Source organism: Mesorhizobium sp. GW821-FHT07A06 (genome assembly GCF_059419085.1).
In genome coordinates this window covers 108,961-123,370 of the sequence record NZ_JBWKRC010000013.1, presented here as the reverse complement: position 1 = coordinate 123,370, position 14,410 = coordinate 108,961, and the positions used below count along the sequence as shown (strand labels likewise).

Genomic DNA, 14,410 nt, shown 5'->3' with positions numbered 1-14,410 from the left:
GGACCGGATTCCTGGATCAACTCCATGGAATGGCGGCCTAGAGGTGTCGTTCGTATCAAGGAAAACTCCGCCTTTCCTATCCCCCGCTGATCGTCGCAGCACAAGAGTTAGATCTATTACGCACAACAGCGTAGAAAATATCGCGGGGTTTCAGAGTGGGGGGAAAGGCGGTAGCGCTCTCCCGCTACCAACCCCCGACGGGCAGAGAGCCTTTCCCATTTGCACGCCGCAGCCGCCGATTACAGCCCGAGCCGAACGCAGGCCTTCACTGCACCAGGAAAGTCCGCCTACGCATAGGGCATGCTACATTCATGGCCTTGCAGAAAGGCGAAGCAGTGAGGCGATATTCGCCCACGCTTGAGCCAATCACCGTGCAACGGATTGAGCGAGCGCTCGATCGCGTGGCCGAAATAATCGTCGCGCGCGGCGACCAAGGCGAGACATGGCTCCCACTGTACGACTATCTTGAACATGCCCTGCAAGATTGCCAAGCGAAGGAGGGACGCCTCGCCGCAGCCCATCAGCGCGTTAAACGATTGAGGGATCAAACGGTAGAACGATCTTCATAAGTTCTTCCTGCCACATTTTCATGTCGCCGCCTTCGCCGTATTTCGGCCGATCGATGGTGTGGCCCATCAGCATACGCCGGAGTTCCTCATCCAGCCTGGCGTTCTTCATGCGGTCTTCAAACGAATGACGCAGCGAATAGACCGTATGTTTGTCGGTCGGGAACAATTTGTGGCTCTCGAAATGCTTGTTGAGCAGGGCCGATAGCGACGCCTCGCGATCTTTGTACCTCGGAAAGCCATTGGGGTGCCTCTTGAACACCTCAAGCGCCACGCCAACGAGTGGTATCTTACGTACGGATGAGGCTGTCTTGATTTCGCGCGGATCTTCAGGATCCTCGCGCGGCTCCACCGAGATGTGAGGCACCTCGTGGTCGAGGTGTATGACGTTCTCGTACAGGTTCGCAAGCTCACTTGGTCGAGCCCCCGTTTCAGCGAACGCTAGCACGATGCCTCGCGCCTCGTCGTTGAGAGCCGCAAGCGCGCCAAGCGCGAAGATCCTGTCGCGAATCCAGTCGGCAGGGAATGGTGGACGACTGCGTTTCGACTTGTCGCTGAATGAGAGATCGGCGAACGGATTCTTCTGTTCGGGTGAACCTAGATGACGATAGTAGTCGCCATAAAGGGTTCGCAAGTTCCCCATATTTCGGTTTCCAGTCGACGCCGAACGGTCTGGCCTCCCCTTCTCGGGTGCAATTCTGTCCAACCAATATTTATGCACCGCACGCGCGTCGTCGCGCGTGATCTCTCCCATTGGCTTGTCGCCGACAAGTGTGATGAAGACATCGACGCTCATTTGGCGCTTTGCCTTCCATCGTTTCTTCTGATCAGCACTTTTGGTGCGGAGTTCGTCGCGGACGATCTCATCGAAATAGAGCTCCAGCGCTTCCGAAATCTTGTCGTCAGGACGGGAGACAGTGCCAGTAACAGCGTCGACCACGGGAGAGCTGGCAGGCTCTCCGATCGTGGCCTCGGCCCGCTGTAGGATGGTGTCCAGCGGCTCGGCAACGAGGATGTCGGCGAGCGGCCGATAGACGAACCCTAACGCCTCGGCGCGCTTGATAGCGCGCTGGTAACGAATGCGCGCAGCTTCTGGGTTTTCGCCCAACATAAGAGACGACCATAGCGCGTTGTCGGCGGCTTCGTGGAGATCGCGCGACGTACGCGCCTTCAAACGGTCAGTGGTGTCCAAGGCGCGGCGTACGAAAGCGCCGCGACCATCGAGCTCTCGGAGCTCCTTTGGGACCCGTCGGTAGTAGTGGAAGCGATCGCCCCTCTGTTGCAGAAAGCGATCAGGATCATGCTCTTCACGTCGCCTTCCCATGCCCGCAAGATACCGTTTGTATCACAATAAGTAACACAATAGGTATCACAAAAGGCCAACATGGCGCAACAAGAAGATTTCCTAATGCGAAATTCTTCAGCAAAATCAATATCTTATTGGAAGGGCCGATGGTACCGTTGGCTGGGATCGAACCAGCGACCTCCGGATCCACAATCCGGCGCTCTAACCAGCTGAGCTACAACGGCACATTTGCCTGGGCGTGATCTCGTCGGAAACGCGTTCCACTTGACCCACTCTGTCGTTCGGCGATGCGTCCTTACGGGCTTATGGATTTTAATTCAAGGCTTTTGCGAAGCAAAGACCACTTCCCCACATCTCGCCGCGTCGAGCAGTATCCCCCGGGCAAAGAAAAAGGCCGGCGGGAGGAGGTGCCGGCCTTTTCCTGTTACGAGCCAGCGGGAGGAGGAGCTGGCTGGTCACCCCGGGAGCAGAGGGAGGAGGTTCCACTCGCCGGGTATTCCTTGATGGCTGGCATCATACGCCTGATCAGTTTGAAGAAAATGCGACCTTTTGTTGCATCTCCTGATCCTGCGCAAATATTAGGCAGCCTTAATGTCCTTGATCGCCTTCTCGAAGGCGGTCTTGATCGGCTTGGAGACGTCTTCGGCCGCCTTGGAAGCGACAGCCTGCAACTCCTTGGCCTGCTCGACCGACAACTCGACGCGCTTGCGCAGGAAGGCGGTCTGCAGTTCGATGACTTCCGACAGCGACTTGGCGCCGATAAGGGCTTCGAGATGCGAGAAACCGGCTTCGGCATTGGCGCGCAGTGCCGCGATGGTCTTGAGCGACAGGTCGCTGGAAACGGTCTTGGCGGTCTCGTAGGTCGACTCCAGAGCCTTCTGGGTCTCCTCGGCGCCGGTCTTGAGCTTGGCATAGGCCTCTTTCGACTGCTCAACGCCCTTTTCGGCGAAAGCGCGGATCTGGTCGGTGGCCTTGGAAGCGTCGAAGCTCGGGAATTCAACGTTTTCGATGGTCTCGGCAGTCTTGGTCCTGGACATTTTCCATCCTTTCAGCGGCAGCGGCTTTGACAGAAAGCCGTCTCGTTCATGTATGGTGGCAATATAAAGGCAAATTTTGTGCATTGCAATATCTTTGTTGCAGTGCACAAAAAATCTTTTGGGCCGTTAACCAAGAGCCCAAATTCCAGCCTTTGCACGTTCTGGCTTGTGGACCTTCGTGGCTGCGGCTTTTATTAACAAAGCGTTAACTGCAATTTCGCCGCTCCGTGAGGGTTCGCCAAGCGCATGCCGTCCGAATATTCCTTCCTCGACGTCGCCGTGCTCGACGCGGTCCGCCAGCGCTTTGCCGCCGGCGACGCGATCGCGATCCTGTCGGGGGACCTGGAGCAGGTGATCTGGGCCAACGGGCCGGGCGCAGCCGTGTTCGGCTACCCCGACATTGAAGCGATCATCGGCGCCTCGGCGCGGCTGCCGCTGATCGCCCGCCGCCAGATCATGGCCACCAGCGGCTTTCCCGAGATCGGCAGCGACCGCGCCATCATGGTGCGGCTGGCGACGGGAATGACCAGCCGCGCTGTCAGCTTCCTTGCAAGTGCCGTGACGCTGCCCGATGGCGAGAAGGCGATCATGCTGGCGGTACCGGCCGCGCAGACAGGCTCGCGTAGTGCCGCCGAGATCGCCAGCCGGGCGATCGGCGGCTTCACCGAAGACGGCCATTTCATCGCCTTCATCGACGCGGGGGGCAATGTCGAGGCGGCATCGTACGGGTTTTCGAGGCTCGGCATCCAGCCCGCGACGCTGGCCGCCCTGGTGGCGGACGTGACTGCCGAAGGCGAGCGTATCGTCAAGCGCCTCGTTCCGGGCGGCAGCACCTCCTACCCGGCCGGCCTCGCGCGGCTGACGCCTGAGCGGCATCTCCTTGTGGTGATCGACGAGGATCAGCTCGAGGACAACATGCCTGCCGCAGAAGCTCCGGCGGACGGACGGTCCGAAGCGACGGAAAGCCGCGCCAACCGGATTGGCGGCGCGACAACAGCGGCCAAGAGCTTTTCCGCGGAATCCGAGTCCCACCAGGACAATCAGCCGCCGGCGGATGTTTCAAAGACAAAGGCGATCGAGGGACTGACGGGCAATGCCGCGCCCGAGCAGCCGCCAGCCCTCCCTCCAACCGGGCCAGCGCCAGCTGCCGCCGACAATGATCAGCCGGTGGCGGACCGCACGACTGCACAGCATGATCATTGGTACTTCAATGCCGGTGAGGACGACGCGCCAGCCGCGCCGGAGCCGAAGGCCGTGGCCGAAGCAATCGGCACCGAGGCTTCGGCGGACAGCGCGAAAAGGGACGAGGCCGCCTCCCCGACCGCATCGGCCACAGCCCCAACTCGCACCATAGATCGCTCGGCGGCACCGCTGCGCTTTGTCTGGCGCACCGACGCCGAGGGCAGGTTCAGCGCGCTGTCGCCGGAATTCGCCGACATCGTCGGCAAGCCGGCCGCCGACGTAATCGGCCGGCGTTTCAGGGATGTCGCGGCGACCTTCGGCCTTGACGCGTCCGGCGAGATAGCCGGCCTGCTGGAGCGACGCGACACCTGGTCAGGCCGCTCCGTGCTGTGGCCCGTGGTCGGCACCGACCTCAAGATTCCCGTCGACCTCGCGGCTTTGCCTGTCTATGGCCGCAGCCGCGCCTTCGAAGGTTTTCGCGGCTTCGGCGTTGCCCGCGCCAGCGACGCAGTCGTCGATCCGGAAGCGATCGGCATGGCCCTCGTACCCAATGGCCAGGCCTCAGCTTCGTCCGTACCGGAAACCGTCGAAGCTCCCACTGAAGAGCCAAAGACCGAGGAGCCGAACGCGGCGGACCCGTTCAAGGGCGAGGTGCCGGCGCTGACCATCGTGCCAAAACAGGAGCGGCGCTTTGCCGACAAGGTCATCCGGCTGGCCGAACACCGGCAACCGGCCAATGACAAGGGACTGTCGACGCTGGAGCGCAGCGCCTTCCGTGAGATCGGCGAGCGGCTGAAGAAGGAGAGCGCGCCGGCCGAGCCGCCGGAAACCGAAAAGCCCGGCATCGAAAGCCCGACGGAACCGGCGATCAAGACCACGGCGGAGGCCCCGGCCGCGAAGACAGAGGCTTCGATCGAACCCGCCGGCGAGATCGCGGCGACACATGATGCCGTGCCGGATCAGGAGGATGCGGCGCTGGCCGAGCCATCCGAGACCGATGCCGAGGACGAGGCCGATCTCGCACGGCTTGATGGCGGTCACCCGGACGAAGTGAATGATGAGGAGCCCGTCAGCACCTTGCCAGGTGTGAGCGGCTCGTTGCTCGACTACGCCGACCGGAACGATGAATCCGGTCCTGTCGCGAACAATGACGAGCCCCCGGTTTCAGAACCCGCGGTGGCGGAACCGCAGGGGACCGAGCCGGTCGCGGCCGAAGGACCTGATACCAAAGACACCACGCATGCTGCCGTCGAGGATGACGACAGCATGACATCGGCTGATTTTCGCGATGCCGAGGACAATGAGGACTGGGCCGACGGCGAGGAAGCCGCGGCCGCTGATGAGCAGGCCGCCGCACTCACCGGTGAAGCCGCCAGTGCAGCCGACACCGTCGAGAGCGCGGCTGAACGTCCTCGCTTGCGGGTGCCGCCGCTCAAGACCGAAGGGTTCGTGCCATCGGCTTTTTCCGTCGGCGACGAAAGCAAGGCTCCGGACACCTTGCTGCTCGGCAAGCTGCCGGTGCCGCTGCTCATTCATTCGGGCGACCAGTTGCACTATGCGAACGAGGAGTTCCTGAACCTGACCGGTTACGCAGCACTCGAGGACCTCGCTGATGCCGGCGGCCTGGGCGCGCTGTTTGCCGACCCCTATGGGGATGACGGCGCCTCCGACGGGAGCGACCGGACGCTGCGGCTGAAGACGCGCGACGGCCAGGAATTCCCGATCGACGCCATCCTGCGCTCCGTGCCCTGGCGAGACGGCAAGGCCCTGATGCTGGTCGTGCGCCGTTCCGGCGAGGATGACGCGCCTGTGGCCCTGCACGTGGTGGGCGAGGAGCCGACGCAGCCCGACATTTCCGAACTCAAGGCACGCATCGCCGAGATGCGCACCATCATCGACACCGCCACCGACGGCGTCGTGCTGATCGGCAGCGACGGCACCATCCGTTCGATCAGCCGCCCGGCCGAAGCGCTGTTCGGCTTCGACAGCGACGAGGTGACCGGCAAGCCATTCGCCTCGCTGTTTGCCATCGAGAGCCAGCGCGCGGCTCGCGACTATCTCACCGGCCTGTCCGAGCCCGGTGTGGCAAGCGTGATGAATGACGGTCGCGAGGTGATCGGGCGCGAAGCACAGGGGCGCTTCATCCCGCTGTTCATGACCATCGGCCGGCTGCCCAACGACAGCGGCTTCTGTGCCGTGGTGCGAGACATCACGCAGTGGAAGCGAGCGGAAGAGGATTTGACGCAAGCACGCGCGGTGGCCGAACGGGCATCCTCGCAGAAGACCGATTTCCTGGCTCGCATCAGCCACGAGATCCGCACGCCGCTCAATGCCATTATCGGCTTTTCCGAATTGATGGTCGACGAGAAGTTCGGGCCGGTCGCCAATGACCGCTACCGCGACTATCTGCGTGACATCAACCGCTCGGGCAACCATGTGCTCGACCTGGTCAACGACTTGCTCGACATCTCTAAGATCGAAGCCGGCCAGCAGGAAATGGCCTATGAGGCGGTGTCGCTCAACGACACGCTGGCCGAGACCGTGGCGATGATGCAGCCGCAGGCCAACCGCGAACGCGTCATCATCCGCTCAAGCTTCGCCTCGCGGCTGCCGGAAGTGGTGGCGGATCTGCGTTCCGTGCGCCAGATCGCGCTCAACATCCTGTCGAACGCCATCCGCTACACCCAGGCCGGCGGCCAGGTGATCGTCTCGACCGCGTACGAGACCTCGGGCGATGTCGTCATGCGGGTGCGCGACACCGGTATCGGCATGAGCCAGGCCGAGATCGAACAGGCGCTCAAGCCGTTCAAGCAGATCAATGCGCTGAAGCGCGGGCGCGGCGACGGCACCGGGCTCGGCCTGCCGCTGACCAAGGCGATGGTGGAAGCAAACCGTGCTCGCTTCACCATCAATTCGACACCCGGCGAAGGCACGCTCGTCGAGGTCGCTTTTCCCTCGACCAGGGTGCTCGCGGAATAGCGGCTCCAAAAGAAAAGGCGCCCAAAGGACGCCTTAAGAGATGGGATTGCTGTCACAACGGGGGCTTGAGCGAATCAGATCCTCCGGGGGCTGAGGAACGGGATTTCTCCCTCAAGTTACATGCGACTATCGAGGTCGGGCCTTAACAAGTCCTTACCGGGTCGCCAAAAAATTTACGAATGTGTACCACTCGTGAAATCTAGGTAAATTCCCGAGACATGATCCGTTAACCATGACGGGCCGGTCATTCGGCAAGCTGCGGCAGGTTGCGGAACAGCTCCAGCGCCTCCGGGTTGGCAAGCGCTTCCTTGTTCTTGATGGCGCGCCCATGCACCACGTCGCGCACGGCGAGTTCGGTTATCTTGCCAGACTTGGTGCGGGGAATGTCCGGCACGGCGACGATCCTGGCCGGGACATGGCGGGGGCTCGCGCCGCCGCGGATCTTGGCACGAATGCGTTTTTCCAGATCCTCGTCCAACTGGACGCCCACGGCCAGCCGCACGAACAGCACGACGCGCACATCATTGTCGAAATCCTGTCCGATGCACAGCGCTTCCAGGATTTCCGGCATCTGTTCGACCTGGTTGTAGATCTCCGCCGTGCCGATCCGCACGCCGCCCGGGTTGAGCGTGGCGTCCGAGCGGCCGTGGATGATCATGCCGCCGTGCTCAGTCCATTCGGCGAAATCGCCATGGCACCACACATTGTCGAAACGCTCGAAATAGGCCGCCTGGTATTTCTTGCCGTCGGGGTCGTTCCAGAAACCGATCGGCATGGACGGAAAGGCCTTGGTGCAGACCAGTTCGCCCTTCTCCTGCCGGATCGGCTTGCCGTCGTCATCCCAGACATCGACGGCAAGGCCAAGGCCAGGACCCTGGATTTCGCCGGTCCAGACCGGCTCGGTCGGCACGCCGAGCACGAAACACGAGACGATGTCGGTGCCGCCGGAAACCGAAGCCAGATGCACGTCCTTCTTGATGCCTTCGTAGACGAAGCGGAAATCCTCGGGCGACAGTGGCGAACCGGTGGAGGATATCGCCCGCACGGTCGACAGATCGTGACTGCCGATCGGCTTGAGACCGGCCTTGCGCACGGAATCGATAAACTTCGCCGAGGTGCCGAAGAAGGTCATCTTCTCGACGTCGGCGAAGTCGAACAGGACATTGCCGTTGGGATAGAAGGGAGAACCGTCATAGAGCAGCAGCGTCGCACCGGACGCGAGGCCCGACACCAGCCAGTTCCACATCATCCAACCGCAGGTGGTGAAATAGAAGAAGCGATCGCCGTCGACGAGCCCGGCATGCAGCCGATGCTCCTTGACATGCTGGATCAGCGTCCCGCCGGCCGAATGGACGATGCATTTGGGAATGCCCGTGGTTCCGGATGAAAACAGGATGTAGAGCGGATGCGAAAACGCCAGCCGCTCGAAGGTGACGGGCTTGACGGCGAAGGGCGCCAGCGCCTCCTCCATCGCCATGGCCTTGTCGATGACCGCGGCCACATCGACCGAGGTGCCGAGATAATCGACGAGCAGAACCTTGCGGACACTGCCGAGCTTGGCCGCGACCGCCGCGACCTTGTCGGCGACCTCGATCGCCTTGCCATTGTACCAATAGCCGTCGGGCGCGATGAAGATGACGGGCTCGATCTGGCCGAAGCGGTCGAGCACGCCCTGCTCGCCGAAATCGGGTGAGCAGGATGACCACACCGCGCCGATCGAGGCCGCCGCCAGCATCGCCGCGACGGTTTCCGGCATGTTGGGCATCATCGCGGCGATGCGGTCGCCTTTCTTCACCTTGAGCGACAGGAAAAGCTGCTGCAGACGCGAGACCAGGCCATGCAGCTCATTCCAGGACAGCCGCCGCTCGACCTTGTCCTCGCCGCGAAAGACAATCGCCTCGCCGGCACCGGTCTTCTTCAGCAGGTTCTCGGCGAAATTCAGCGTCGCGTCGGGGAAGAAGGCAGCGCCGGGCATCTTGTCGCCATCGGCCAGCACGCGCTCGCTCCCATTGGTCCATTTGTCGCCGACAAGGCCGGAAAAGTCCCACATCAGGCTCCAGAACGTCTCGCGATCCTCGATCGACCAGCGGTGAAGGTCGGTATAGGAGGAGAACGTGGCGCCGGCTTTCGCCTCCGCGGCCTTCAGGAAAGCCGTCAGTGGCGAAGCTTCGATCCGGTCTTGCGTCGGGGTCCAGAGCGGTACTTCTGCAGCCATGATCGATCCTCCCACGGTCGTCATCGCTTATGCATATCGCAGCGCAGCAGAGCAAGATTTTGTTGGGCCGAGGCGACCAGGTGTGCGCAAATGCCATCGCCGGGCCATAAAGACTTGAAATGCCTCAGTCCTAAGTCGTAGTGACGACTGGGGCACACCCGTCGGGCGATTAATCGGAACGGAAGCATATAGGGCGAGATGCCATCATCCTTGATCCGCCGCGGAGTATGGGCGATCGGCGCTGCCGTGATCGTCATTGCTCTGGTGGTCGCCGCGCTGCCGCTGATCGCCTCGACGCGCATCGTGCGCGACCGCATTGCCTGGGAAATGAGCGCCTGGAGCGGCTTCCGGGTCGCCATCGAAGGCTCGCCGCGTATCGAGGTCTGGCCGAAATTCCGGGCAATCCTGACCGATGTGACGCTGTCCAAGTGGACGGATACCGATGCACCGCCGGTCGTCGAGGCCGAACGGGTGGAAATCGACCTCTCGGCCATGGCTGCATTGCAGGGCGACGTGGCGTTTTCCACGGCGCGACTGGTGCGTCCGACGATCCGCGTGCAGCGCACGACCGATGGCCTGTTCCTGCCCACCGCGCCGACGGGCGGGCGCATCGCGCGCTCCATCGACACGGCGCGCGGCGTGGTCAGTGCCGATCCCGCCAAGCCCGACCTCGACAAGCTGCCGACCGACGCCTTCGGCACGGTCGAGTTCAGGGACGGCCGCATGGTTGCTTCCGTGAACGGCAAGGACGTGGAAATCCTCAGCAGCCTTAGCGGCCAGGCGACCTGGGCGGCGATGAACAGCAATGCGACATTGTCGGCAACCGGTATCTGGCGTGGCGAAAGCGTCGCCCTGGACGCGGCCTCGCCGAAGCCGCTGGTGCTGTTTGCCGGGGGCATGGCGCCGCTCACCCTGTCCTTCAAGGCAGCGCCCGCCACCTTCTCCTTCGACGGCACCGCCAACATGTCCCAGAACGCCTATTTCGACGGCCAGGTGAAGTTCGCGGCACCTTCGCTGCGCCGCGTGTTGGAATGGTCGCAGGCCGGTATCGCGCCGAGCGCGGCGATCGGTTCCGTCAGCATTTCCAGCAAGGTCACGGCGTCGGCCGGTCGCGTCAAATTCGAGAACACCGCGCTCACGCTGGACAACAATCCGGGTATGGGCGCGCTGGACCTGTCGCTTGGCGACGCCCAGCCGGTGATATCTGGCACGCTCGCCTTCGATACGCTCGACCTCAGATCGTTCCTGTCCGCCTTCACGCCGCTGGGGCCGGCAAGCGGGGCTGGACCGGGTGACGTCGACACAAGCTTCGCCGATCGGGTCAATCTCGATCTCAGACTGTCGGCGGCGCATGCCACGGCTGGCAGTATCCAGCTTGCCGACGTCGCCGCCACCGCCCAGGTCAAGGACGGTCTTTCCGTCTTCGATATCTCCGACGCGTCGGCCTTTGGCGGCAACATCCAGACCAGCCTTCGTTTCGACCGCAAGCCCGAGGGAACACAGGTCGAGATCCGGCTGCTTGCTTCCGATGTCGACGGCGGGGCGTTCGGTACGGCCGCCGGAATGACCCGGCTGGTGCCGGTTGGCACGGGCACCGTTTCGGTCATCCTCAAGGGACCGGGCAGGACCTGGGATTCGATCTTTGAAAACGCCGATGGCTCGGTCTCGGCGACTTTCGGCCCCGGCGCGCTCAGCAAGTTCAACCTGGCGGCCTTTCTCAAGCATACCGAACAGGGCGGCTTCTTCGCGCTCGACGATGTTTCGGACGGAACACTGCCGATCGACGGCGCCGAAGTGAAGGCGACCATTTCGCGCGGCGTGGCGAGGCTGGACAAGGCCGAGGCCAATTCGGCGAAATACAAGATCTGGCTTTCCGGCATCGCCTCCTATGCGGGGCGTGGGCTGGCACTGTCGGGCGGCGTCATCCAACCTGACCAGGCGGCGGCGCAGAAGAACGGCCAGCAGGGGCCCAACCAGTCGTCCTTCTTCGTCGGCGGAACCTGGAGCACGCCGTTCATTTCCCCGATAAGCCGCGGCGTTTCGGGCGAATAGCAGAAGCACGCACCCTTCAGTTGAACGTCGCCTCGTGCGAGAACCGGTTGTCACCCTCGGGGCCAAGCCCGAGGGCACACTTTCGAGCTGCTCACCCGCGCTGCGCCGCCTGTTCGTCGATCTGACGCTGTACCTCCCGCCGCTTGTTGGCGATCGAGGCGACGATGACACCGACCGCGACGACGGCGATCAGGATGGTGCAGGCGGCATTGATCTCCGGTGTCACGCCGAGGCGGACCTGGCTGTAGATCTTCATCGGCAGCGTCGTGGCGCCCGGCCCCGAGGTGAAGCTGGCGATCACAAGATCGTCGAGCGACAGCGTGAAAGCCAGCATCCAGCCCGACACGATCGCCGGCAGGATGACCGGCAGCGTGATCTGGAAGAAAGTCTTCGCCGGCGTCGCGCCGAGATCCATCGCCGCCTCCTCCAGCGAACGATCGAAGGAGACCAGCCGCGATTGCACCACGACGGCCACGAAGCACATTGTGAGCGTGATGTGGGCGAGCGTTACCGTGAAGAAGCCGCGGTCGAGGCCGACGGCAACGAAGAGCAGCAGCAGCGACAGGCCGGTGATGACTTCCGGCATGACCAGCGGCGCGAAGACCATGCCGGAAAACAGCACCCTGCCCCGGAAGCGGGTGTAGCGCGTCAGGGTGAGCGCGGCCAGCGTGCCGAGCACGGTCGCCACCGTCGCCGAAATGACGCCGACACGCGCCGTGACCCAGGTGGCGTCCATCAGGCCCTGATTGTGGAACAGCGACACGTACCATTTGGTCGAGAAGCCGCCCCATACGGTGACGAGCTTGGATTCGTTGAAGGAGAAGACGATGAGCAGCACGATCGGCAGGTACAGGAAGGCGAAGCCAAGCACGATCGAGGTGACGTTGAAGCGGCTCCAGGTGGCGTTCATTTGCCCTGCTCCTGGGCACGCGCCTGTGCCTGTTGGAAAAGCATGATCGGCACGGTCAGCAACAACAGCAGGATGACGGCCACGGCAGACGACACCGGCCAGTCACGATTGGCGAAGAACTCGTTCCAGAGCGTCTTGCCGATCATCAGCGTCTGCGATCCGCCGAGCAGATCGGGGATGACGAACTCGCCGACGGCCGGGATGAACACCAGCAGGCAGCCGGCAATGACGCCGGGCAGCGACAGCGGGAAGGTGATCTTCCAGAAAGCCGATGTTGGCGGGCAGCCGAGATCCTTGGCCGCCTCGATCAGCGAATAGTCCATCTTCTCCAGCGACGAATAGAGCGGCAGCACCATGAACGGCAGATAGGAATAGACGATGCCGATGAAGATCGCCGTGTAGGTGTTGAGGATGATCAGCGGCTGACTGACGATGCCGGTGGCAAGCAATAGCTGGTTGAGCAGCCCCTCGGGCTTGAGAATGCCGATCCAGGCATAGACGCGGATCAGGAACGAGGTCCAGAACGGCAGGATGACCAGCATCAGCAGGGTCGGGCGGATGGTGGCCGGTGCACGTGACATGCCATAGGCGATCGGGTAGCCGACGATCAGCGTCAGCACGGTCGAGATCGCGGCAATGATGACGCTCGTCACATAGGCCTTGAAATAAAGCGCGTCCTGCGTCAGCCAGACATAGTTGTCGAAATTGAGGTCTCGGAACCCGGCGAAGAAGCCGGAGACGCCATCGCTGAAATCGAGCACCGGCGTGTAGGGCGGCATGGCGATCGCCGTCTGCGACATGGAAATCTTGAAGACGATGATGAACGGGATGAGGAAGAAGAACAGCAGCCAGAGGTAAGGGACGATTATGACGAGCCGGTTGACGAAGCCGGCACCCAGCCGCGTCAGGAACGGCGTGGCGACAGTCGATGGTCCGGCGGCATCGGTGACGGCGATGTTGGACATGTCAGCCCCCTACCGCGCCAGCACGACGCCGGCGTCGGGCCGGAAGGACACCCAGGCGCGGTCGTTCCAGGTCAGCGGATCGTCGGTCACTCGCGCCGCATTGAGCGCGCTTGCCCTGATGATCTGCCCGTCATCCAGCCTGATGTGGTAGACGGTCATGTCGCCGAGATAGGCGACGTCGTAGACCTCGCCTTCCAGCGCATTGACAGCGTCCGCCGGCTTCTTCGACGACACCTTGATCTTCTCCGGCCTGATGGCGAAAACGATGTCGGAACCGGCTGCGGTATCGGAGCTGTTTTCAACGACGATCTGGGCACCTGTCGCGCCGGTGATGCGGGTGGTGTTGGCCAAGCGCTCGGCGACCTTGCCCTCGAACATGTTCACGTTGCCGACGAAATGCGCGACGAAGCGCGAGGCCGGGGCTTCATAGACTTCCGCCGGCGTCGCCACCTGCATGACCTCACCCTTGTCCATGATGGCGATGCGATCGGCCATGGTCATCGCTTCTTCCTGGTCGTGGGTGACCACGACGAAGGTCAGCCCAAGTTCCTGCTGCAAATCCATCAATTCGAACTGGGTCTCCTCGCGCAGCTTCTTGTCGAGAGCCCCCAGTGGCTCATCGAGCAGCAGCACCTTCGGCCGCTTGGCGACCGAGCGGGCAAGCGCGACACGCTGGCGCTGGCCGCCGGAAAGCTGGTGCGGCTTGCGCTTGGCGAACTGCTCGAGCTTGACCAGTTTCAGCATCTCGGCGACGCGTTTTTCGATGTCGGGCTTGGGCATGCCTTCCTGCTTGAGGCCGAAGGCGATGTTGTTTTCCACCGTCATATGCGGGAACAGGGCATAGGACTGGAACATCATGTTGACCGGCCGGCGATAGGGCGGAATGCCACGCAGGTCCTGGCCGTCGAGCAGGATGCGGCCGGCCGTCGGTTCCTCGAAGCCCGCGAGCATCCTGAGCAGGGTCGACTTTCCGCAACCGGAGGCACCGAGAAGGGCGAAGAATTCTCGCTCGAAGATCGTCAGCGACAGATTGTTGACGGCGGTGAAGTCACCGAACTTCTTGGTGACTTTGTCGAACTGGATGTATGGCTTGGCGTTCGGGTCGTTCCATGGCGCGAAATCCCTGCGGATGCTGCCAAGCGATTTCATATCCCCACTCCGTGCTGTTTCTTGCTTCGTGCCCCAAAAATACGCGACC

The 14,410-nt window shown here is 62.5% G+C and carries 8 protein-coding genes and 1 tRNA gene; 2 read left to right on the top strand and 7 right to left on the bottom strand.

Annotated elements, in window-relative coordinates; genetic code table 11:
• Positions 1 to 528: 528 nt before the first annotated feature.
• The 3 genes from AC07SZ_RS29835 to AC07SZ_RS29825 all read right to left on the bottom strand — a co-directional run bounded on the left by AC07SZ_RS29835 (position 529) and on the right by AC07SZ_RS29825 (position 2,909).
• Positions 529 to 1,890 (bottom strand): DUF6538 domain-containing protein, encoded by a 1,362-nt coding sequence (locus tag AC07SZ_RS29835; protein ID WP_494917067.1) that lies wholly within the window; start codon positions 1,888 to 1,890, stop codon positions 529 to 531.
• 129 nt (positions 1,891 to 2,019) lie between these two features.
• Positions 2,020 to 2,096 (bottom strand) — tRNA-His (locus AC07SZ_RS29830).
• A 354-nt stretch (positions 2,097 to 2,450) separates the two neighbouring features.
• Positions 2,451 to 2,909: a phasin gene (locus tag AC07SZ_RS29825; RefSeq protein WP_056566362.1), complete on the bottom strand. Its 459-nt coding sequence runs from the start codon at positions 2,907 to 2,909 to the stop codon at positions 2,451 to 2,453.
• 246 nt (positions 2,910 to 3,155) lie between these two features.
• Between AC07SZ_RS29825 and AC07SZ_RS29820 the strand changes: the two genes are divergently transcribed.
• The gene (locus tag AC07SZ_RS29820) at positions 3,156 to 7,070 is read left to right on the top strand and encodes a PAS domain S-box protein (RefSeq protein ID WP_494917066.1); all 3,915 of its coding nucleotides are present in this window, start codon (positions 3,156 to 3,158) and stop codon (positions 7,068 to 7,070) included.
• A gap of 244 nt (positions 7,071 to 7,314) precedes the next feature.
• Here the strand turns inward: AC07SZ_RS29820 and AC07SZ_RS29815 are convergent, their stop codons facing one another.
• Positions 7,315 to 9,285, bottom strand: a complete 1,971-nt coding sequence (locus AC07SZ_RS29815; protein WP_494917064.1) for an acetoacetate--CoA ligase — start codon at positions 9,283 to 9,285, stop codon at positions 7,315 to 7,317.
• 198 nt (positions 9,286 to 9,483) lie between these two features.
• Here AC07SZ_RS29815 and AC07SZ_RS29810 point away from each other — a divergent pair, with 198 nt between their 5' ends.
• Entirely contained in the window at positions 9,484 to 11,337 is a 1,854-nt protein-coding gene (locus tag AC07SZ_RS29810) for an AsmA family protein (RefSeq protein WP_056566114.1), read from the top strand.
• Positions 11,338 to 11,428: 91 nt separating this feature from the next.
• Here AC07SZ_RS29810 and AC07SZ_RS29805 read toward each other — a convergent pair whose 3' ends face one another.
• From AC07SZ_RS29805 to AC07SZ_RS29795, 3 genes are read right to left on the bottom strand one after another with little or no spacing between them, the layout of a single operon-like run.
• Complete coding sequence (locus AC07SZ_RS29805; protein WP_056566109.1) at positions 11,429 to 12,247, bottom strand: ABC transporter permease; 819 nt, start codon at positions 12,245 to 12,247, stop codon at positions 11,429 to 11,431.
• Positions 12,244 to 13,212 (bottom strand): ABC transporter permease subunit, encoded by a 969-nt coding sequence (locus AC07SZ_RS29800; protein WP_056566106.1) that lies wholly within the window; start codon positions 13,210 to 13,212, stop codon positions 12,244 to 12,246. Before AC07SZ_RS29800 ends, AC07SZ_RS29805 begins: the two co-directional genes overlap by 4 nt.
• A gap of 9 nt (positions 13,213 to 13,221) precedes the next feature.
• Complete coding sequence (locus tag AC07SZ_RS29795) at positions 13,222 to 14,361, bottom strand: ABC transporter ATP-binding protein (protein WP_172374472.1); 1,140 nt, start codon at positions 14,359 to 14,361, stop codon at positions 13,222 to 13,224.
• Positions 14,362 to 14,410 lie beyond the last annotated feature (49 nt).

Coding starts and splice junctions, on each gene's coding strand:
- AC07SZ_RS29825 (WP_056566362.1), bottom strand. CDS start 2,909: ATGTCCAGGACCAAGACTGCCGAGACCATCGAAAACGTTGAATTCCCG.
- AC07SZ_RS29815 (WP_494917064.1), bottom strand. CDS start 9,285: ATGGCTGCAGAAGTACCGCTCTGGACCCCGACGCAAGACCGGATCGAA.
- AC07SZ_RS29810 (WP_056566114.1), top strand. CDS start 9,484: ATGCCATCATCCTTGATCCGCCGCGGAGTATGGGCGATCGGCGCTGCC.
- AC07SZ_RS29795 (WP_172374472.1), bottom strand. CDS start 14,361: ATGAAATCGCTTGGCAGCATCCGCAGGGATTTCGCGCCATGGAACGAC.
- AC07SZ_RS29835 (WP_494917067.1), bottom strand. CDS start 1,890: ATGGGAAGGCGACGTGAAGAGCATGATCCTGATCGCTTTCTGCAACAG.
- AC07SZ_RS29820 (WP_494917066.1), top strand. CDS start 3,156: ATGCCGTCCGAATATTCCTTCCTCGACGTCGCCGTGCTCGACGCGGTC.
- AC07SZ_RS29805 (WP_056566109.1), bottom strand. CDS start 12,247: ATGAACGCCACCTGGAGCCGCTTCAACGTCACCTCGATCGTGCTTGGC.
- AC07SZ_RS29800 (WP_056566106.1), bottom strand. CDS start 13,212: ATGTCCAACATCGCCGTCACCGATGCCGCCGGACCATCGACTGTCGCC.